This window comes from Chryseobacterium sp. UYP7, assembly GCF_056279225.1.
Genome location: NZ_JBWBQW010000010.1, coordinates 1 through 20,960, shown reverse-complemented (window position 1 = coordinate 20,960; position 20,960 = coordinate 1). Strand labels below are relative to the sequence as shown.

Annotated in this window: 24 protein-coding genes and 1 pseudogene; 8 read left to right on the top strand and 17 right to left on the bottom strand. The window is 30.3% G+C overall.

Annotated features, from left to right (window positions below; all coding sequences use genetic code 11):
- Positions 1–85: 85 nt before the first annotated feature.
- From ACZ9HT_RS16280 to ACZ9HT_RS16255, 6 genes are all read right to left on the bottom strand, one after another.
- Positions 86–604: a thioredoxin family protein gene (locus ACZ9HT_RS16280; protein WP_476041554.1), complete on the bottom strand. Its 519-nt coding sequence runs from the start codon at positions 602–604 to the stop codon at positions 86–88.
- Between the two features lie 407 nt (positions 605–1,011).
- Positions 1,012–1,224 (bottom strand): helix-turn-helix domain-containing protein, encoded by a 213-nt coding sequence (locus ACZ9HT_RS16275; protein WP_476041553.1) that lies wholly within the window; start codon positions 1,222–1,224, stop codon positions 1,012–1,014.
- A gap of 296 nt (positions 1,225–1,520) precedes the next feature.
- A complete protein-coding gene (locus ACZ9HT_RS16270; protein ID WP_476041552.1) occupies positions 1,521–2,492 on the bottom strand; it encodes a virulence RhuM family protein/type II toxin-antitoxin system death-on-curing family toxin in 972 nt (323 codons plus the stop codon).
- Between the two features lie 40 nt (positions 2,493–2,532).
- The gene (locus ACZ9HT_RS16265; RefSeq protein ID WP_476041551.1) at positions 2,533–3,726 is read right to left on the bottom strand and encodes a DUF2779 domain-containing protein; all 1,194 of its coding nucleotides are present in this window, start codon (positions 3,724–3,726) and stop codon (positions 2,533–2,535) included.
- A 60-nt stretch (positions 3,727–3,786) separates the two neighbouring features.
- Positions 3,787–4,020 carry a hypothetical protein gene (locus ACZ9HT_RS16260; protein ID WP_476041550.1) on the bottom strand — a complete coding sequence of 78 codons (234 nt, stop codon included), beginning with the start codon at positions 4,018–4,020 and terminating at the stop codon, positions 3,787–3,789.
- Positions 4,021–4,027: 7 nt separating this feature from the next.
- Entirely contained in the window at positions 4,028–4,948 is a 921-nt protein-coding gene (locus ACZ9HT_RS16255) for a helix-turn-helix transcriptional regulator (protein WP_476041549.1), read from the bottom strand.
- Positions 4,949–5,157: 209 nt separating this feature from the next.
- Here ACZ9HT_RS16255 and ACZ9HT_RS16250 point away from each other — a divergent pair, with 209 nt between their 5' ends.
- Genes ACZ9HT_RS16250 through ACZ9HT_RS16240 form a run of 3 tightly spaced genes read left to right on the top strand, consistent with a single transcriptional unit; the run spans position 5,158 to position 8,065 of the window.
- A complete protein-coding gene (locus ACZ9HT_RS16250) occupies positions 5,158–6,108 on the top strand; it encodes a hypothetical protein (RefSeq protein WP_476041548.1) in 951 nt (316 codons plus the stop codon).
- An 11-nt stretch (positions 6,109–6,119) separates the two neighbouring features.
- Entirely contained in the window at positions 6,120–6,980 is an 861-nt protein-coding gene (locus tag ACZ9HT_RS16245; protein WP_476041547.1) for an ATP-binding protein, read from the top strand.
- Positions 6,981–7,027: 47 nt separating this feature from the next.
- Complete coding sequence (locus tag ACZ9HT_RS16240) at positions 7,028–8,065, top strand: hypothetical protein (RefSeq protein ID WP_476041546.1); 1,038 nt, start codon at positions 7,028–7,030, stop codon at positions 8,063–8,065.
- Between the two features lie 30 nt (positions 8,066–8,095).
- On the opposite strand, the gene ACZ9HT_RS16235 is transcribed toward ACZ9HT_RS16240, so the two are convergent.
- From ACZ9HT_RS16235 to ACZ9HT_RS16225, 3 genes are all read right to left on the bottom strand, one after another.
- The gene (locus ACZ9HT_RS16235; protein ID WP_476041545.1) at positions 8,096–8,995 is read right to left on the bottom strand and encodes a WYL domain-containing protein; all 900 of its coding nucleotides are present in this window, start codon (positions 8,993–8,995) and stop codon (positions 8,096–8,098) included.
- A gap of 98 nt (positions 8,996–9,093) precedes the next feature.
- Positions 9,094–9,360: a hypothetical protein gene (locus tag ACZ9HT_RS16230; protein ID WP_476041544.1), complete on the bottom strand. Its 267-nt coding sequence runs from the start codon at positions 9,358–9,360 to the stop codon at positions 9,094–9,096.
- Positions 9,361–9,375: 15 nt separating this feature from the next.
- On the bottom strand, positions 9,376–9,606 hold the full coding sequence (locus tag ACZ9HT_RS16225) for a beta propeller repeat protein (protein ID WP_476041543.1): 231 nt from the start codon (positions 9,604–9,606) through the stop codon (positions 9,376–9,378).
- Positions 9,607–9,737: 131 nt separating this feature from the next.
- Between ACZ9HT_RS16225 and ACZ9HT_RS16220 the strand changes: the two genes are divergently transcribed.
- Positions 9,738–10,289: a WG repeat-containing protein gene (locus ACZ9HT_RS16220; RefSeq protein WP_476041542.1), complete on the top strand. Its 552-nt coding sequence runs from the start codon at positions 9,738–9,740 to the stop codon at positions 10,287–10,289.
- A 1-nt stretch (position 10,290) separates the two neighbouring features.
- Here the strand turns inward: ACZ9HT_RS16220 and ACZ9HT_RS16215 are convergent, their stop codons facing one another.
- The 8 genes and pseudogenes from ACZ9HT_RS16215 to ACZ9HT_RS16180 form a co-directional block, all read right to left on the bottom strand.
- Complete coding sequence (locus tag ACZ9HT_RS16215; protein WP_476041541.1) at positions 10,291–10,977, bottom strand: hypothetical protein; 687 nt, start codon at positions 10,975–10,977, stop codon at positions 10,291–10,293.
- Between the two features lie 562 nt (positions 10,978–11,539).
- Positions 11,540–11,722: pseudogene (locus tag ACZ9HT_RS16210) on the bottom strand (AAA family ATPase); the annotation flags it as partial.
- A gap of 150 nt (positions 11,723–11,872) precedes the next feature.
- A complete protein-coding gene (gene rhuM, locus ACZ9HT_RS16205) occupies positions 11,873–12,094 on the bottom strand; it encodes a RhuM family protein (RefSeq protein WP_476041585.1) in 222 nt (73 codons plus the stop codon).
- A 1,052-nt stretch (positions 12,095–13,146) separates the two neighbouring features.
- A complete protein-coding gene (locus ACZ9HT_RS16200; protein ID WP_476041540.1) occupies positions 13,147–14,589 on the bottom strand; it encodes an ATP-binding protein in 1,443 nt (480 codons plus the stop codon).
- Positions 14,590–14,706: 117 nt separating this feature from the next.
- Positions 14,707–15,051: a DUF3024 domain-containing protein gene (locus ACZ9HT_RS16195; protein ID WP_476041539.1), complete on the bottom strand. Its 345-nt coding sequence runs from the start codon at positions 15,049–15,051 to the stop codon at positions 14,707–14,709.
- Between the two features lie 252 nt (positions 15,052–15,303).
- Positions 15,304–15,828 (bottom strand): hypothetical protein, encoded by a 525-nt coding sequence (locus tag ACZ9HT_RS16190; protein WP_476041538.1) that lies wholly within the window; start codon positions 15,826–15,828, stop codon positions 15,304–15,306.
- Positions 15,829–15,928: 100 nt separating this feature from the next.
- Complete coding sequence (locus ACZ9HT_RS16185; protein WP_476041537.1) at positions 15,929–16,462, bottom strand: hypothetical protein; 534 nt, start codon at positions 16,460–16,462, stop codon at positions 15,929–15,931.
- A gap of 109 nt (positions 16,463–16,571) precedes the next feature.
- Entirely contained in the window at positions 16,572–17,108 is a 537-nt protein-coding gene (locus ACZ9HT_RS16180) for a hypothetical protein (RefSeq protein WP_476041536.1), read from the bottom strand.
- A 170-nt stretch (positions 17,109–17,278) separates the two neighbouring features.
- Between ACZ9HT_RS16180 and ACZ9HT_RS16175 the strand changes: the two genes are divergently transcribed.
- The 4 genes from ACZ9HT_RS16175 to ACZ9HT_RS16160 all read left to right on the top strand — a co-directional run bounded on the left by ACZ9HT_RS16175 (position 17,279) and on the right by ACZ9HT_RS16160 (position 20,773).
- Positions 17,279–17,686, top strand: coding sequence for a helix-turn-helix domain-containing protein (locus ACZ9HT_RS16175; protein WP_476041535.1), 408 nt, complete (start codon positions 17,279–17,281; stop codon positions 17,684–17,686).
- Between the two features lie 166 nt (positions 17,687–17,852).
- Positions 17,853–18,806 (top strand): SMEK domain-containing protein, encoded by a 954-nt coding sequence (locus ACZ9HT_RS16170; protein ID WP_476041534.1) that lies wholly within the window; start codon positions 17,853–17,855, stop codon positions 18,804–18,806.
- 1 nt (position 18,807) lies between these two features.
- Entirely contained in the window at positions 18,808–19,041 is a 234-nt protein-coding gene (locus ACZ9HT_RS16165) for an ABC-three component system middle component 6 (RefSeq protein ID WP_476041533.1), read from the top strand.
- Positions 19,034–20,773, top strand: a complete 1,740-nt coding sequence (locus ACZ9HT_RS16160; RefSeq protein WP_476041532.1) for a DUF2326 domain-containing protein — start codon at positions 19,034–19,036, stop codon at positions 20,771–20,773. The genes ACZ9HT_RS16165 and ACZ9HT_RS16160 overlap by 8 nt, the downstream gene beginning before the upstream one ends.
- The last annotated feature ends 187 nt before the right edge of the window (positions 20,774–20,960 follow it).

Sequence of the window (20,960 nt, the reverse complement as noted above, 5' to 3'; positions counted from 1 at the left end):
TTTTGAATTAATTCTGTTTTTGTTTTGATCGTTAATCGCAGTTACTTTGACAATCACAATACTTTGTGCGCAATAAACAAAGCGTTTACAATCTTTCTTCAAAAACTTTTTTAATGACGCTTAATTGCTCAACAGTTAATTTAGAAGTTTTCTTTAATTTCCCAATAAAGGAGGCAACTTCTGCTGCTGTAGATGGACAGCCTAAATTCTCATTTTTATCCGTTAGAGAATTCTCCAGCACTTTGCCTTTGCTGTTAATGAAAACAAAATAGGGTAAACCTGCGTCCTTTCCTCCATATTTTGCCATCCACGCTTCGCCATCTGGATTTTCTAATTTTTCTTTTTCACCGTGTTCCTGCACATCCAGAGAAGCTAAAACATAATTACTGTCGAAAAGATTTTTTGTTTCGGGTAAATTCATTTTTTTGTCCATTAACCGACACCAACTGCACCAGGATGCATGAAAGAAAACCAGGACATTTTTATTTTCTGCTTTGGCTTTCTTTTGGGCTTTTGCAATCACTACTTCAGCTTTTTCCTGAGCCGCAAAATTTTGCATGAAACCAAAAGCCAATGTGAATATTAAGATCTTTGTGAAATTCATTTGTTTATTATTTAAGGTAAAAATAGGTTTTTTGAGAATGGTGATGTTATTAAAGAGAAATTATAAATATTAGCTTTGAAAAATCTTCGCCTCGAAGTTAAGATTCCGGAGAACTCGCAAGAAGAAAAAATAGTTTATTAATGAAAAATTCCCCAGGTTTTCACCCGGGGAATTTCTAATATAAGTATTGTTTGACTAAGTGATTATTTCACTTCTTCGAAAATAACAGGTACTGAAAATCAAATAGTTATAATTTAATGGTACAAATAAGGTATTGAATAATAGGTGTATTTCTATCTAAAAATGTCTAATCGACTAATAATCAAAACTTTATAATTTTTATCATTTTCTGGAGTTAAAATTAATATTTCTCTAGTATCGGGATGACGAGTAAAGATCCATCATTCTTATTTCTCAATTTCCCTTAATGATGCCGGAACTAATTTATTGCCAAACATTAGTAGTACGTGATTCACTTTTGCTAAACTTAAGTTATCCTTTCCCTGCTCTATTTTCCGAACCACCGTCAAAGCAACACCAGCTCTTTCAGCAAACTCCTTCTGTGTAAGTTTTGCTTCTTTGCGTTTATCTTTGGTAAATTGGGCTAAATTTTTATACATTGTTATATGCTTTTGCAAGTATTTACAGCAAATATAGAAAAATATATGCAATTACATATATTAAAAATTTTAAAGCATGTTTATATGTGAGGTGATATAAAATACAGAAAATATTAGAGTAAGTTTTAAAAAATATTCAGTATAAAATAGCGAACCCCTACTCGCTTTTTTAAATTTTTCAACTATTTTATTATCAAAACTTTACGTTACTACTTTCTATTTATTCTGTCGCAAATTTAGGATATATTTGCGACAGAGGTACTATGTGCTAATCTTAGTTGGAGCAGTATAGTTGTCTATTTATTTCTATTTAGTACACTAATTACTAACCGTTTCACGGTTTCCATTTCATCTGGTTTACTCGAAGCAATGAAGAGCGTTAAACTTGCTAAAGTATCATTGCCAATAATTAATTCCCGTTGAGCGTTGAAAAGCATTTCATTGGATTGTAAAAACTTGAGAAAACATGCTGCAGCAATTCTTTTGTTGCCATCTACGAAAGAATGATTTTTCACCACGAGATACAAAAGCATCGTGGATTTCTCTTCCAATGTTGGATAAAAATCGTTTTCTCCAAAACCTTTTTCTATTTGAGCGATGGAACTTTCAAAGTTTTGATCCTTTTCTTTTCCAAATACTTGCGAATCAAAATCAACAACCATTTGATTAATGAGTTCTTGATAATCAGCCTTGGTCGGATAAATTGCTTGTTTTTTAGTTAAACCACTAGCATCCAGCTCTTCGTGATCATAATCATCTAATAATTGCAATCCTTTTGAAAAAATCGATAGCCATTCATTTTCTTCAGATTTCTCTTCAATAGCTCTGCTTAGAATCTGAATACCATTTTTCAAAAGTTGAACTTCCTGTTCTTTTTGAGCTAATCTTTTTTCGTTCAGGGAATAACCTTTTAGCAAATATTCTTTCAAAATTTTATTTGCCCAGATACGGAATTGTGTTCCTTGCTTGGATTTCACTCTGTACCCAACAGAAATTATGACGTCTAAATTATAATGTTCTATTTCTCTTTCGATGGTTCTATTCCCTTCGGTTCGAACATGTCGGAATTTCCGACATGTTGATTCTTTAACCAATTCATTTTCCGAAAATACATTATTAATATGTTCAGTAATTGTAGTTCTGCCTTTGCCAAACAGTTCTGCCATCTGCGCTTGTGTAAGCCAAACAGTATCCTGCTCAAATTGCACATTGATTTGAGTTGAACCATCAGTCGCTTGATAAATTTCTATTTGGTCTTTAATTTCCATAGTTTATAATATACAATGTAAAGGTCGGAAAATTTTAAAATTAACACTTATCCAATTCAAGTTTTAAAAACTGAAAAATCACTACCATTCCATAAGTATCTCTTTCGCAATACTGTAAAAGGTTTTCCCTTAATTCAGGCGTATTTTGGGTATCGACTAAAATACTTGCATGAAATAATGTACTTGCACTTCCACCATCACTAATTTCCAAATCGATGTAAGAAAATTCCGGTGCAATTGCTGGAAGTACAGATTTAATGGAAGCGGAATTTCCCATTTCAGGTAAATAATACCATCGTTTATTAAAAACGACCAATAAATCTACAATTCTTGAAATTAAACCGAAAAGAAATTCAGCGTCTTCCGGGAAATCTTTAGCTAATTCCCTCAATCTTCCAACTTCAAAACTCTTATTATAAGTAACAATACTTCCACAATCCAAAAAATCCAATTTCATTTGCTCAATCATTTTTTTTCTCGGATCCATCTCTAAATTGATAAAATCTCTTGGATCGGCAAGAAATTCTTTATGAGAAATAATATTTTCACCATTAAAAATATGCAAAGAATATTGAAAAGGCACTTGTTGATAAGGTCTTGTTCCATCTAAAACTGGTATTGCCGCAAATATGGTTTCAAAATCGAAAAAATGAAGTGGATATTTCCACGTATGTAAGAAATCTCGAATGGCTGGTAAATCTTTATATGATTCATTATTTTTGATTCCATTCACCTGCAATTGCTGAGAAAAAGTAAGATGATAATCTTCTGGAATATCTTCCAATTTTAAAATTCCCTCCTCATACAGTTGCCATGATCTTTTTCCAGCTCTCGTCAATCCAAAAACTGAATTTTCAGGAACATGTTTCCAACAATGATGAGTAAATTCACATTCAAAAGGACTGCTACAATGTGCGCCAATTTCTACAATAGGCTCTTCTTTAAGCTCGAGAACTTTCAATAAATTATGAAAATTTTCCTCAACCCAAGGTTGCATATCTATTATATCTTTTGTAATGTCTTCTAAGTGAAATAATTCTGAAGTAAGTTCGCCATTTTTAAAATATTGATTATTAATATGCATTAAGAAAAATCGATCTGGAACGCAACCAGATTTTGACATCACATTAAATTGAAAAGATGCATCTGTGAAATGATAATCCTTTACAGAAGTGCTGCTTTTAACTTCAATTGCCCAAATTTCATCATCTTTTCGGTGTAAAATATCGAGCATTACCAAAGTATTTTCCGTTGCAAATGTTGCTTCGTAAATAGTTTCTGTTTCTTCAGCAATTCATTGTTTGGTTTGTTCAAGTGATTTCGAAAAATCAGAGAAATCTTCTGGTGTTGCATCTTTTCCATTGGGAAAACTCTTTTGCGCTAAATTACCAACAGTATGTCCCAAATCAAAAATCTGTTGTGTTGATGGACTTACAGGAAGTTTCAAATCTTTTCTAAAATATTCAAAATAGATTTTCTTGGAACATTGCACTCCAGAAAGAAAACGTGATTTGGAAATTGATTTCATTTGTAATTTATTTATAATTCTTCAACATGTTTTTCACTTCATTTTGCAAATGATCTCTAAAACTTTTAGGCGAAATCACCTTCACTCTTTCTCCGTGTGAAAGCACTTCTCTTTCAAAATCGTAAGTCGGAAACAAGGTCAATTGAATTCTGTATTCTTTATCGTTATCAATTAAAACCTTTTGAGAATGATGCATAGGAAGCGTCTTTATGTATTGCCCTTGTTCCGAATCAAATGATAAGACGATTTCTTCTGGCTGTTCATCTTCGGAATAAATAATACCAAAAGAGTTAATAAAATACTTTTCGATATCAATTTTTTGTGGTTTAAAAGTGGAGTTTGATATTTCTAAATCAGAAATTCGATCTAAGCCAAAAGTCTTTAAATAAAAATCTTTACCAGTTTTTTCATACGCTAGTAAATACCATCGATTCCGAAATTCTTTTAAGGCATAAGGTTCTAGCGTTTTTTGATGAGAAACACCTTCCCAGAATTTCGTATAATTTAAAGTAATAATTTTTTGATGCGTAATTGCGTGAACCAAACCATTTAACCAATGCAATCCACGGGATTTTCGCTGCTCAAAAAACATCACATTTTTCTTGCCCTTCACTTCTCTGTATGCTTCAACGAGTAACAAATTATCAAAAACATCTTCGTGATATTCGTCTATTTCATCAGCATCAATGACATAAGAGTTAGTTGATCTTTTGTAAATAATAAGGACGCCAAAGACTTCAAAAATAGCTTCTTTATCGCGAAGAAAAGTGCGTTTTGTAAATTTTAAATCGTCAAGTTCCAATCCACGATCTTGATATTTATTTTCAAGATATTCGTTAATTTCCTCGAAAGATGCACCTCGATCTTTTCTTCTTCTTAAAAATTCTTCAATAAATTTCAAGCGAAGCATTTGTTCTTTTTTAGCCATTGGGTTTTCTTTAGGACGTAAAGGTACCTAAGTTGAACGCCATTATGTGACGTTTTAAAAGACTTTAACAGTAACTACTACAATTAAATAAAGTGAAATAAAAATCAATAGATTATTTAGACTTAAAAATTATCAAAGTTATTTTTCCGACTTTCTGTTTTTGGAAGTCGCTCCGCTTTTCTTTGCACAAGAATATTAAAAACAAAATTATGTCAACAACAATTTACACCGTAGAAATACCACCAATTCATTATTTACTATTAGAATTGGAAACAAAAAACTTCAGTAATGAAAATCATGAAGTTGCAAAAGAACAAGCACTTTGCTACCTATCAGAAGTATTGAGAAGAGCAGTCGAAAAAGAAGTGATGGAAATTTGGGATTTTGAGAATGATCAGTCTTCAGAATTGGAAAAAATTACAAATCTGAATCAGTCCATTTATACAGAAGAAAATGGAAATCTAAATTTTGAGAGAATTCTACAATGTCAAATTAAATATACCTTTAATAAGTACATTAGAAAAAACGCAGTCTTTAATCAGCATATTCATGGGAGCGCCAAAGAGAGATTAGATTCTTACGGGTTTTTTGCCTTAGCAGCAAGTCAATCTGACAGACATATTAAATCAGTTGTGTTCAAAATTAAAAATGAAGAAAAAGGTAGTAACAGAAATTCGTTGGCTCGCAGAGCGAAAGAAAATTATCAATTAAATTATTTTGAAAAACTGAAAATACAGGAAGCTAAAGAACTCTATTTTGATAAAGAAAATAACTATCAAAAAGAGATACTAAATACAGATTGTTTTTTAGAATTTGAAAAGATTTTTCTCTCCATTCAAAATACGTTCTTCATTACAAAATATCTTTTTATTTCAAAAGATTACCAAAAATATTCAATTGAGATTATAGACCTGTTGGTTCAAACTTATTCAACTGAAAATAAATTTGAGTTTTTTACTGATTTAGAAATAGAGGGAATTCATTTCTATGTTTATACCCACGAAAATATTTCTTGCTCACTAACTTATTCGAAAACCGGAAAACTGTTTATAAGAGATTTTAATGGAGTGATAGAAGTTGACGAACACACTACTTTTTCTGACATTATAGAAATCAAAACAAACGACCAAGAGTTAAAAAATATTATCAAAATCATTTAAAATTTAAAATTATGAAGACCCAAAAACCATTAATTAGTTATGTTGTAAAAACACAATATGTTACCAATAATGCTGGATTGAAAACACTTTATCAAAAAGTATTTACCGATGAAAACATTGTGAATGCACGTAAGAACGCTGTTGAATATTACAATGCTGCAATTCATATTTTGGAACACGAAGGTGAAATTGTAAAAGATGATCATTCTGGCAAAATTATTTATAAAAATCCTGAAAACTACGATCAAGGGATTGGAATTTATCTACGAATTAATGAAGACGTAAATAAGTTTGGAATTACAGATAAAGCAGATACTAAATATCTGATAAAAGCACATTACAATCTTTTAGGTCGAGATCGAAAACGACTAGAAAGCGGAGAAAATACGGAGAGAAAATATTTTAAATTACTAAAATTACAATTCGAGCACGATCCAAAGATTACCATCGCAACTACGGGCAAAAGATTAGAGCAACTTGCAGAAATTAATAAACTCAAAAATCAACCAACTAGTAAAATTGAATTTATAGATTATGAGAATCAAACAGAAAGTGTAGAACGACTTTTAGAAAGTGCATGTGCGTTTTTGAATACGGCCGGAGGCAAAATAATTTTTGGTCAAAATCAAAATATGGAGTTTAAAAACAGTCTATTTCAAAAAGAGGATAACGGTTTTATTATAGAAAAACTTTTGACTTCAACCTTTGACAAAGAGAAGCATCAATTCACCTTTAATAAACGAAATTTATTGGGTTGTCAGTTTTTAGAAATCATTATCAACAAATCTGTAACTGATTGCTTCTACAATGGTCATTACTACTACCGAAACTTACTTGGGAATGTTTTGGATATGGATAAGAATTGCTTGTAGTAGAAAACTTTAAGTTAAAATGTATATTTGAAGTAAAGAAACAAACTATGAACGAAACTATTTATTTAGAAAAAGAATTTAAGAAATATTGTAAAAAAAATAATATAAAAAAAGATAAGAATATAAGTGATTATATTAATTATGTAAAAAACTGCAATATAATTTTAAACAATAATTTATTTGAAATAATTGAAAATATATTTGTAGATAATGACATTGAAAAGTTGGATTATTTAAAAATTAATGCAAATGAAATTATTATTTCTTCGGATAAAAAATCAAAAGAAAAATACAAAGCTGGCTTTAATAAATATATTGATTTTATCCGTGAAAAAATGTTGCTTAATTTTACAAATCAAATAAATGATGTTTTTTTGAGTGATGAAATTGAAGATGAAAAAACTGCAGACCAATTAATTGAGCCTGATATCGAATGTATTTTTTCAAATTCTAATTATGAATTTTCATATGAAAAAATTAAAGAAATATTTTTTCTGAGGTTAATTACACAAAATAGATTTAACAAATGTGGAGTTTTCTACCCAATTTCTTTCTTGAAGCAATATTTTTATAAAACCAACAACAAGAAATATTTTAATGATATAATTAATACCCAAATCGAAAATATTACTTTCAAAATCAATGACAAAGGAAATGAATTCTCAACTCTAAAGAGTTTAAATTATTTGATAATTAGTGAAAATAATGATGTTTTGATTAATGGAAAAAACATATTTTCACATGATCTAAAAGAAAGTAAATATTCAATTATGAACGTTCAATCTTTATCCGAGATTGCCATTGATCATACAGAACCAATGGATTCAATTTTAAAAAAAATAAAAAAAGAACCAGAAGACTTTCCTGAATTATTAAAAATTTCAAAATTGCTTAAAAAAGGTTTAAACAATCCTATAACTTACAAAAAACTAATCGCAAGAGGAACAAAATACTCAGAAAATATAATTTTGATTAAAGAAATTAATGAAAATCAATTGAAAATTGAGTTTGAGATGATTATCAACAAAATGCAATTAGAATTAATGCATAAAAAACATAATAATTTCAAAAGAGCAAAAATTTAATCAAAAAGCCACTCCAAAAAAGTGGCTTTTCTATTTATTCTTCTCAATCGCATCTTTCCAATAACCCAAAAACTTCTCCTTCAAAAACTCTGGTTCAATAACTTTTAACGACCAAGTTCGTTTCATGATTTCCATGATAAAATCTAAAGTAGGTTTTACGAAAAATTCAAACTGAATGGTTTCTTTATTTTCAGAAAATACTTTTTGGGAATGATGAACTGGGTTCGCTTTCAAATAATGTCCGTCTCGATGGTCGAATTCCAAAACCACTTTTACAGCGTCATGATTAGTGAACATTCCGATTGCATTTTGAAACGGGGTTTCAAAATCAATTTTTTTCGGCTTAAATTTTCCTAAGACTTCTATGTCCCGAATTCTTTCTAAAGCATAACTTTTAAACGGAACTTCCGTAGAATCTGTGGCTAAAACATACCATTTAAAATCTTTCTGCCTCAAACGATACGGTTGAATAGTTTTATTTTTTTCTCGCTCCGAAACATAATCGAAATAAGAAATTTTTAGTTCCGAATTTTCTTCAATTGCTTTAGAAATATTAAAGAAATGCTCCAGACCCGTATTCTTTCTGGTTTCAGGAATTACAAACCCTGGAAGCAACAAATCGGAATTTAAAGAAGATAAAAAGATGACAGAATTGAGTAAATCATTTTGAAAAAGGCCTTCAAAATTGGCGTTGATCGAATATCGATTAAAGTTATCACATTCTAAATCTATTTTCCAAACATCTTTAATTGCAGTTTTATCAGTACTAAAAGTAGTATCAGAATATTTATCCATCTTTAAACTCTTAATATCCTGATAAGATTTAAATTGATTTTCAACTTTAGTTTTAATTTCAGCAGCAGTAAGTTTACCATTATCATTTAAAATTGTCCGCACTAAAATAATCATTCGCAAAAACTTCTTACTCATTCTTTTTCATTTTAAACAAAATTAAACATAAAAGATGCTGCAAGACAAAAAACTTGAAAGCTTTCCTTTTAATATTTTTGGAACATCTCCAAATAAAATTAATATTTCACTTTCAAATCTTCAAGTTGTTTTAAGTTTTCAATCTTCGTCCAAAAAACACCGCAACTTGAGATAAAAAAACCTTTCCAAGTATCTACAAGAATAAGGTTACTATCTGCTGCGATATTCATTATTTCACCCATTAAAACTGAGCCATCAAAAAGAAATTCCCACGATTTTCCACGATCTTTTGATTGCAATAAATGTGAAGAATTCGTAGGACAGATTCTAATAAAATGGTTTTTAAATTCTATTAATTGTGGCATAAAAAAGATTTTAGCTTATCTTTTATTCCAGGTTCTTCCTGCGTTTTTTGAGACAAACAATCCTTTTTCAGTCGTTGCTAAGATTTCTTTGCCATTGCCTGTTAAATCTTGAAAGTTTCCTTGTATTGAAGAACCACCATAACGCGAATTCCAAGTTCGTCCATCATTTGTTGAAACTTCAATTTTCTTAGAATCTTTTGGACTGATTCGAATTAATTCTTTTTCATAGTTAATCATTGTACTCATGTTGATATTGTTTTAAATTATTTAGCAAATTTAAACTGTGATTAAGACAAACTGAGACACTTAAAAATATAAATTTCAGCAATAGTTGAATGACTTATTTTGTCCGCTTCACCGGTTAATTTTGAAGAAAAATGAAATACTCTGTTTTAAAAATTGAAAGATTGAATTTTGAATCGGAAAGAACAAAAATATTCGTAATTGACGATGTTTTTACATATGCTTCAAATGGATTATTTGGTTTAATTACAGACGAATTCCAAACCATTATTCCTCCGATTTATGATGAAATCATTCCTGCATTTACATTTCACTTTTGGGGAAGAAAAAATAAAAAATGGAAACTTTATAATTTTAAAAATGTTGAAAATAATTCAATGCATTTCAAAGAAGTTGCGTCATTCTATAATGGATTCGCTTGTGTGAGTAAAAACGGAATTACTTTCGGATTCATCGACCGAAATGAAAATTTTAAAATTCCAGCAGAATATCTAAAAGGTAAACATTTGGGAAATATATTTTTTGCTGTGGGAAAAGATATTCAAGGAAAAGTGAAATATGGAATTATCAACCTGCAAAATGAGGTCATTGTTCCATTCCAATTTAATGAAATTCCTACTTTTACCGAAGTTGTACTTTTGCTTTTGAAAAGAAGAAAGCCACTTCGAGAGTGGCTTAGGTTGTGATTTACTTTCTGTATTTTAATTGCCAATTTTTAACTGCATCCAAAATTAAGTTACAATAAGTCTCATGCTTTATTACACGATTATTAGGGTGATAAGCGTTGAGAAGCAAATGCTTATTATTTTGATAAATATGTAATGAGTTATTTTCTACGTTTGTCTCTAATTCACCGAAAAATTCAAAAAAATCATCATCAAAAAAATTATAAGTCCCTCCAAAAATTATGATTTCGGGATTAATTAATTTTATTTGTTTATGTAATGCAATTTTATTTTCGGAATAATAACCCTTAATCAAATTCCAATCTGCTTCACTTCCACCCGGAATTTTTTTTACGTTGATATATGCTACTTTTTCCATCACGTCAATAATTGATTGATCTTCATTAAAGTTTCCCATAGAACCCCAATCTTCGCCAGTAAAAATACCGTTTGTAGCATATACAATTGACGTAAAAGTATTTGCCCAACCATTTTTAAGTCCTTTACCAGATTTATTTTTTAAATCTCTAATCGCTTCTCGCATTGTCCAATCAGAATCCTCACTATTTGCTTCTTTCAAAATCCAAAGAATTTTAGGGGATGCATTACTGTATTGTTCATAATCAACAATGCCGTCAAAAATCACATTTTCACCTGCAAAAAGTTGGTCATTTTCTTCTTCTGCCAATTTAAATAAGTCTAAACTCATATTTATCAATTTTTTCTTAAAAATACATTTATTAACTAAATACTACACCATTCAATTTCTAATTATTCTTTGATATATTTTTGATATGATAGAAGGTATTTTTTCTTTCTCTTCTACACTTTCAGTAATTTATTTTCGACCATTCTTTCACTTCCGAAATGGAACGAAATTTACCTTTTGAATTTTTGGCAAAAACGGTGAGATCTCTTTTTCCTAATTCGAAGAACTCTCCTAAAACTTCTGAACCATTAAAAACAAGACTCCAAGAAATCCCTGCATTGTCAGAAATTAGTAATTGATAAGGATTTTCGGATGATACTTTTATAAACTTAATTCCGATATAAATTATTTGTGACCGAATTATATTTTAGAAGTTATAGATGATTTTTCATAATATTTTGAATAGCACAGCAATTACAACGGATGAAAAATAACACCAAAAGTATACGGAAGAAAAGCAAGAGTCCTTTTAACAATGCTAATTCTATCACATCCGTAGATTTTGGAAGGAACATTCTCCACTCAAGTTTTCTTTCTACATTCTATTCTGCACCTGGAATTTCTACAAAGATTTTCGTTTGCCAATATTGGCATCTGCTTCATTGAAGAGCAACATGGGACACAATTTTTCTGTTATTTTCATGTATTTATATTGCGTGAAAATTTTCTTTATTAATTTCTGACTTTCGCCAAACCACATGCTTTTGGTTTCGGAAATATCAACTTTAAAAATATTCCATCCAGAATTTTTTGCTAATTAATATACACTTTCTGTGTGGTGTAGTTAACAGCGGAATATTCAGATGCATTCTAAAACGTTGAGAGTGATTTTTGTTTCCATGTTTTGAAATTTATTTTCACAAAGATGGAAAACCAACACGCCGAAATGTGACGGTTAAAAAAGTTCGCTGCTTAGAATCTGAAGTCCATTTTTTAGGAGTTGGAATTCCTGTTTTTTTTGCGCTAATGATTTTTCGTTGATGGAATAAGCTTTTACTAGATATTCTTTTAGAATACTATTTGCCCAAATACGGAATTGGGTTGGTCTTACTGATTTTACTCTATACCCTACTGAAATAATCGCATCTAAATTGTAGTGCAATTCTTTTCTTTTTATAGTTCTCGTTCAATCTTTTCGAACTTGTAAAAGCTCCTTACAAGTTGATCTTTCGTTAAGTTCTTCTTCTTTCAAAATACCTTTCAAGTGCATCGTAATATTTTGAGGTGAAGTCTCAAAAAACTCTCCAATTTGTGCTTGCTTAAGCCAAACTGTTTCTTATTCAAGTTGTGCATTTATTTGAGAAGTGCTGTAATTAGTTTGATAAATTTCTATTTGGTTTTTAATGTCCATAATCTAAAAAACGCAATGTAAATATCGGTTTTCTTCAATTCATAAAAAGTACAGAAGAAGATTCTATTCCAACTTTCGAACTTGTGGGGTTTTTGCACAAGTTGAAACAACCGTCATTTTCCTTTTGTAGCAAAAATATTATGTGACGAGTCGGAAATCCCGACATACCACTTTTGCATTTTTATCTTAGGGGAGATTCGTATAAATAACTTCTACAACACAGCTTTTATAAGACTAAATAGATAATTAATGCTCAGTGTTACCGACTTAATTTTAAATGAATTGTTCAAAAAATATTAAAAAGCATATCTTAAATGTTCGTAAAGCATCACCATTGCAAGGGTATCAAGTTCACAAACCTGAGATTGTATCCTCAATCTAGTTATTGAAATTTCTGATAAACAATTGCTGTATTTTTCTTTAAGAAATTGACTTGTATTTAGAATTTTGCCGGTAAAACGTATTTTAGCGTATTTGATCCGTTTCCCGGAAGGATCCTCTGCCAATTTTTAGATGAGCAACCTGCCTGACCCATCCTAAAATAACATGGAGATAAATTCAGATCTAATTGAAATCTTGTCAAGAGCAATTCTATCTCCGGTTCAAAATAATGATCTACCAAAATAATCAGCCACATGAAACAACATTCCTTTTTCTAATCTAATATATTTGGATCGAGGACGATCTCTTTTATAATTCTTGGTAATTTCATTTATCAAAACTTTCCCGAAACTTTCCAAATATTGTAAGGAAAGGAAATAATTGATTTTGACAAATTAATGCGAGAATGGCTTTTTACGATTTCAGTTTTTTCTATCCTAATAATTTGTTGATTTCATTCGTAAAGTATTTTCGCCAATGTTGTAAGCATAAACAGATGCAGGTACAAACGTAAAGTTTAAATCACTCACCTGTTTTGTTCCTTGCTTATCAATCGTAGTTACCAAAGCATTTTCAAATTCGTTCGACTTACAAAACTGCATAAGACTGCTAAGATCCTGAGGCATCTCAAAGTAGCGATTGCTCCATTTAATTTCTACACCCCAAACTGGTTTAAATTTCTTATCATCAACCAAAACCAAATCTACTTCACCATCTTTCCACCGAGAATACGCTAAATCCAAGTTCTCACGGTGCATCCATTGGGACAGTATAGCTGTTTCTACCATATTTCCCATTTCACTATCTGTTTCTTTAATAGGCGAAAACAAAGCCGTTCGCAGCGAAGGATTAGTGAGATAAACTTTAAAACTGGTAATTCTTTTAAGCCTTTTGGCGTTTACATCTACTTTATTTAATACTTTAATTAAAAAAGCCGCTTCTAAATATTCTAAATATTTTTTTAAAGTTTCTTTTTGTATTCCGCTTTCCTTTGACATAGTTTCATAAGAAAATTCGTTCCCTGTATTGTAGGCGATGTAGGTGAAAAAACGATTGAGTTCCTGAACATCTTTTATACCGTACAAACTTGGTAAATCTCGCAAAAGAACTTTGTCCACAATATCATTTTTTACGTATCGTCCCATATCACCTTGAATTTTTTCTGACAAAACAACTTCAGGATATCCACCAAAATTTAAGTACTGCAAAAACTCTTTATTCAATTCAACAATATCGTGAGTCACACGATAAGGGATATTTTTTTTTCCATATTGTATAAAACCATTGTGAATCAAATGATTTCTATTTTTTAAATGAATGAATTCTTGAAAAGTCAAAGGTGGCAACATAAAATCAGTAAATCGTCCAGCTCCACTTTCTGTACTATGCCACTTCAAAGCGGCGGCAGCAGAACCAGAAACCACAAACTTGATTTCAGGATACGAATCTACCAATACTTTTAAGTGTCTTTCCCAATCTTTCAAATATTGTATTTCATCAAAAAAAACATAACAACCATTTAGGTTTTCTACTTTTAAAGCTTCTTTGCACAAATCTAAAATTTCCTGCAAACTGAGGTGTATATAAATAGGATTATCAATTCCCACAAAGAATATGCGCTGTGGATTTACTTTGTCAATTCCAATCAAATGATCAATCGTATGAAACATCATTACTGTTTTTCCTACCCGTCTCGGTCCCATTAAAACTACCGCTCTTCGAATTTCTTTTTCGATGACGAAAGGATAAAATAAATCAAAATATAAACGTCTGGACATTTCTTTATAGACTGATGGAATCTCTTGTGTTATCCACCAGGGATTTTCGTAACGCAATCGTTCGATGATTTTTTCTGTGGGAATAAGACGTGGATTATTCATTATTTTGTTTATTTATACAAATATATACAAAATAGATAGATTACAATGTGCCTATTTACTCATTATTAAAGCAAATAAGATATTTTAATGTATAATTTAGCTTTATTTAAATTATCTTTATCCAAAAAAGCACGAATGGGTGTCTTCTTTTATTTCGTTTAATAAATCCTGTAAATTAGTGGCGGTCGGAAAAGGTTCATAAATTTCCCATTTTCCACTGCTGCGCATCCAATATAATTTATATTCCTTTTGGGTTTTTGTGTAGCGGATTTTTGCAAATTCTGTATGGAGCAACTCTTCTGGATGATCCCATTTTGGGCGAATCTCAAATAGAATAGCCGTATTGTTTTCCCAGGTATAACCGATGTCGACTTGCTTACGGATTTCGGCATCTTCTGGACGCAATGTTTCTACAAACGTTTTTAAATATTGATTCTGAATAGCTGTATTTTTTTTCTCCATTTCTGTTTTTTCAATGTTACTCTTTAAAAATGAAATTATTATAAATTTACTAAATATTTGTGACAGATATAATATTCTATTTTAGATTCGGTGTATTCATGGGTTTTGTCCCTTTTCGGTTCAATAGTATGGCTGTTTACTGCTCGTTGGTTGATCTGGATGCGATATTGAAGAACTGCGAGCAGTTATTCTATCCCGGAAGAGATCCAATATCTGAGTTTTTGTACCATTAGTGGTGACCGTTCTGTGGTATTACGTTTCGATTTGTCTTTCTTTGATGATCCGTGCCGCATCGAGCATTTTTTGAAGATGTAAAAATGGGGAGATGATATTTCCTTCTGGATGATCACTGTGTGGACCCAAGGCATAATAGGTCACCTCGGTTAAAAAATCTTCGAATTGCTGAAGAGAATAGTTCTCAAAAGCTCTTTCAAATACAAAAAACGGATCATTGAATTCATCGTCGTACAATGAACCTTGCATGACGTGAGAAACATAATCAGGATGTTCATTCAATTTAAGGTTTTTGGACTTTAAATTGAAGACGTAAGCCGCACGCAAAAATGATTTTAGTGAGGTATAAAAATGGAAAACAAGGGATGGGTTATTGGGTAAGAATACTTCTGGTTTCATCGCAAAATGCATGAGTTCATATAACCGATTTTTAGTATCACTTAAGGTATCGCTCTTGAATAATTCATCAATTACTCTTAATGGGCAGGTTCCTGAGTAGCTTGCCCAAAATCTGGCTTCAAAATCTATTTTCTGTTTTTTCATAACATTATATTTAATTTGATACGAAGTTGTAGAATAGTGAATAGCTATTCTATTCTGAAAAGGGATAAAATAACCGCGGTTTCAAATAATTTACGATGAGCTATTCTACTATTTTCTCCATTCCTCTTTCCCGAATCAGTTGGGCGGCATCCAGCATTTTTATTAAATGAATAAAAAATGTGATCGTAGTCGATTCAGCGTCATTAGCATAGGAACTTAAAGAGAAATAAATGATTTCCTTGATAAAATACTCAAATTCCTTTAAGCTAAATTCTGTAAACGCTTTTTGGAATACGAGCAAAGGATTTTTATATTCGTCAGCTGAAAGCGAACTTTGCAATGATTTCGAGCAATATACAGGAGCGTCATTCACTTTCCATTTTTTTGTTTTGAGGGGTAAAACAGAACTTGCCCTAATCAATGAAAGAAGACACAAGTAAAAATTAAAAATCAATGCAGGATCTTCTTTCAGCAAGACCTGAGGTTTTACGGAATAGTTCATCACCTCAAATAATTGATCTTTAACAGCGGTGAGATCATCCATTTTGAAAAATGCATCGATCAGTGTCAAACATGAATGCTTTGTGTGGCAATCCCAAAACTCAGCTTCAAAATCTATTTTCTTGGTTTTCATCACATCAAATTTACTGTGGTACGAAGTAGCGGAATTGTGACCAGCTATTCTATTTTAAATAAGGATATGATATCCGTGGTTTTGAATAGTTAATAGGTGGGCAGTTCTATCATTTTATTTTCTCAAGCCCTCTTTCTCGCATAAGTTGAGCAGCATCTAACATTTTTGTTAAATAAGTGAAGGGGGTCATCACATCCCAATCAGAAACATCAGGGCAGGGACATAATGAAAGATGCACGATTTCGCAGAGAAAAAAATCATATTCTTCTAAACTTTTCTCTGTAAATGCTTTTTCAAAAACAGTAAATGGATTTTGAAATTCCTCTTCAGTTAAAGAACCAAGGCACAATTTTGAATAGTTCTGTGGGGTTTCATCTGCTTTTACTTGCCATTGGTGTGTTTTAAACTGTAATCTGTAACAAGCACGAATAAATGAACGGAAGGCGGTATAAAACACAAATATCTGACCGGGATATTCTTTGCGTATGATTTCTTTTTTGTACATCACTGACATCATTTCAGATAATACTTTGCGGTAAGCATCATGATGCGCATAATCGAAAAAAGCATCGATCAGTTCAAATGGACTTGTGATACAGTCGGCTGTCCAAAAGCCGGGTTCTAAAGGAATTTTTTTGTTTTTCATCGTTTTAAATTTATGGTAGTGCGAAGTAGCGAAAAGAATAGTGTCTACTCTATTCTCAAAGGGAATAATATATCCCTAGAATAGGATATTTAAGAGATAATAATTAACTTTACTTTTCAGATTTTTAAGAGAATGGCTGTATCTTTACGGCGGAAAAAAACTAAGCAGACATGGAACAGAAAATACATCAGGGACGCAACGTAAAACGATTCAGAGAAATGCTCGGTATTAAGCAGGAAGCTTTGGCTTTTGACCTTGGCGAAGAATGGAACCAAAAGAAAATTTCTTTGTTGGAGCAAAAGGAGTTGATTGAAGATCCTTTGTTGGCTAAAATATCTGAGGTATTGAAAATCCCAGTGGAGGCTTTTCAGAATTTTGATGAGGAGCAGGCTATTAATATTATTTCTAATACTTTTGACAATGGTGCTTTCTTAAATACCGGACATACGGGTACCTTTAATGTTAATCCTGTGGAGAAACTTATTCAATTGCACGAAGAAAAGATTGCTTTATATGAAAGGATGCTTAAGGAGAAAGATGAGATGATGGTTAGATTGGAGAAATTAATTACCAAATAGTTTCAATCATTCTAAAAAGTAAATAAAAAGAGACAGGAAAACTCACAAGATTCTAGCTCTTTTTTTATAAATTCACTCATAGTATTTCCAATAAATTAAAAATTATTAGAAACAAAGTATTTATAATAATTTAATCCCAACATCCAGAAAAATAAGCAAATTTTAGATGAGAAACCGACAATCTATTATTAATAGTATTATCAGCCATTTTGCAATACTAAAGACGGAGGTTACTTTAAGAAGTACTTTAAATTTGCAGGATATAAATGTTCATGCAGAACAATTCTTTAAAATTCTTTTAAATAAAATTTTCAACTACAATTTAGAAAACATAAATATCGTTGCTCAAAATGTTGCTGTAATAGATTTGGCTGACAGCAAAAAAAGGCAAGCTATTCAAGTAACCTCAAACAATACTAAAAAAAAAATATTAGAAACTGTTCAAGCCTTCGAAAAAAAAGAATTATATAAAGAATATGACAAACTTAAAATTTTAATCATAAAAGATAAAATTGATAGAAAAGACATTATCCAGTACGACAATTTTTCTTTTGATATGAATAGTGATGTAATCGACGTTAATTATATTTTAAAGGCAATTTCTAATATTGATGATTACGATAGATTAGAAGAAATTGAAAGATGGCTTAGTAATGAATTGGTTCAAAAATATTACAAAAGTAAAGAACGATCTAAACCAAACGAAATTTTAACTTTTATCACACTTATTGATTTTATAAGTAATGAAGATAATCATAAAGAATATGAAAGTGAAAATGCACCAGATCCAGAACACAAGATTGAAAAAAGATTTGCAGATTATGCACCATATTTAAAAAATCTATATACGGATCTATATATTGACTATGCATATGCTTTAGGATTAACCGAAAATAGTATGGAGGTTTCCTCAGTGAAAATTAGAAAGATTGGTATTTATCTAAAAGATATAAGTAATAAATATTTAAAAAGCAGTCAAAATAATCCTGAAGAAGCATTGGACAATTTGTGTGATTTTTTTAAATGTATATTTGTTTCTGATGGTAAAGCCTTTGATGAAATGGCAATAAAATTCTATCTAATTCATCAGTTAATAAAATGTAACGTTTTTCCAAATTAATATGGGACTAATATCAAAAGATGAAAATATTAAACATTCGATAGTATACATTGGTTACATTATACTAAAGGAAATAAGTTTAAAAAAGAATAGGAGAATTTCTATCTATGAAATTGCTACAATTTTAAAAAAGAATAACTTATTAATTAGTGAACAATTTAATTACTCTTTAATGTTTTTATATTCCGCAGGTATTATTGATTTTGAAGAACCGTATATTTTTCTCAATGATTAGATTAAAAAGGTTATATACATTTCCTGAAATTACAAAGCCGATCATTTTTAAAAATGGTCTTAATTTTATTTTGGGTGAGCGTGACGGTTCATCACAAAAAACTAATGGTGTTGGTAAATCGATGTCAATAGAATTTATTAATTTTTGCCTACTCACAAGAATTGAATCAAGTAGAGTAGCAAAAATACCAAGTAATGTGCTACCACCTGAAACTTTAATATGTTTGGATCTAGTTATTAACGATTATGAAATTACTATATTAAGATCATTAAAAAACGCAGATAATCCAGAAATTATTACTAATAAGGGAAATAAAGTAATTTTTGACAGTGCAGAAAATGCTTTACATTATTTAAACGATCTGTATTATACTAACAAATCAGTAATTAATTTAAACCCTTCATTTCGTGAGTTAGTAAATCCATCTATAAGGGACGAAAGATCTGAATTTAAAGATATCGTTAGTTATTTCGATACAAAAAAAAGAATACCTTCTGATCACATGCCAACGCTGTATATGATAGGCTTTGATGTAGCAGTGTATCGTCTTGCAAAAACGACAATTAAAGAAGTAGATAAAATTTCATCAGTAATTAGTAATTTGAAAAATAGCCTAACACACAATAATACCAGAAATTTAAGTGATGTTCGTGCGAATGTAAATTCATCTGAAGGAGAGTTAAAAAAACTTGAAGATGAATTAGAGGAATTAAAAACTTTTGAATCTTTTGACGTAATTCAAAATCAACTTGTTGATATTGATTCAGAGTTAGATAAGCTTAGGACTGAAAATTCTTTCTTAAAATTAAGCATTCATAAGATTCGCTCACTTCCTGAAATTGAAACAATAAATGAGGAAGATGTGTTGTTTGTATATGAACAATTTAAGGAAGGTCTTGGAAATCAGCTAAAGAAAACTTTTGAAGAAGTAAATAGTTTTAAAAATAAAATTGAAAATTTTCAAAATTATATTGTTAATGAAAAACTCAAAAATTTAATTGCCCGACAAAAAAAAGTCAGTTCAGATATTAAAACGCTAGATGACGAAAGATCTAAAATTTTAAATACATTTGATAAGGACGGCATTTTTAAAGATTTAAAACAGAGTTTAGCGATATATCACCAAAAAAGTGAAGAATCAAGTTTAGCTAGAACCCAATTGAAAAGTTATGATGCAAATATAAAAGAGAAGAATAGATTAAAATCAGTTAAGTCTTCTCTTGTAACTAGAATTGATACATTAATTGTTGAAAATGACAAAAAAATTGAAAGTTTCAATAATTCTATATCAGACATTCATGAATTTATAATGGGAAACAAAACATGTTCGTTTGATATTGTAACCGTAAACAAAGATACTTACAAAGATGTTGTTAAATTTAATATGAGTATAGATTATGGTGGTAGCCATAGTGTAGAGCGAATCAAAGTTTTCATTTACGATTTAGCATTATTATTTAATGAAAATACAAAACAAAAACACCCTAATTTTTTAATACACGATAATATATTTGATGTTGACCAAGATACACTTTTCAGAAGTTTAAACTATTTATATTCTTTAGAAAACCAAGACTCATTTCAATATATACTCACTTTAAATAGTGATAAATTTGAGAATAAAGAAGCAACCCAAAGTCTCGATTTTGATATTCACGATTTTGCTAGAGCTATATTTACTAAGACAAATAGATTTATTATAGGAGATAAATATTCTGAAATACAATTATAAAGACATCAAACATTATTTAAGCAAATATAGAAGATGAAAAACTTAAGGGCAATATTAATAATCTTGTGCCCTTCTCCAAATTTATAAACTTATGTAAGCTCCCCCGAAAACAGTACGATTCAAAAGTATAAAAATTATTAACTTTAAATCGTAATTATTATCATGAAAAAAAGCATTTTCAGTCCTG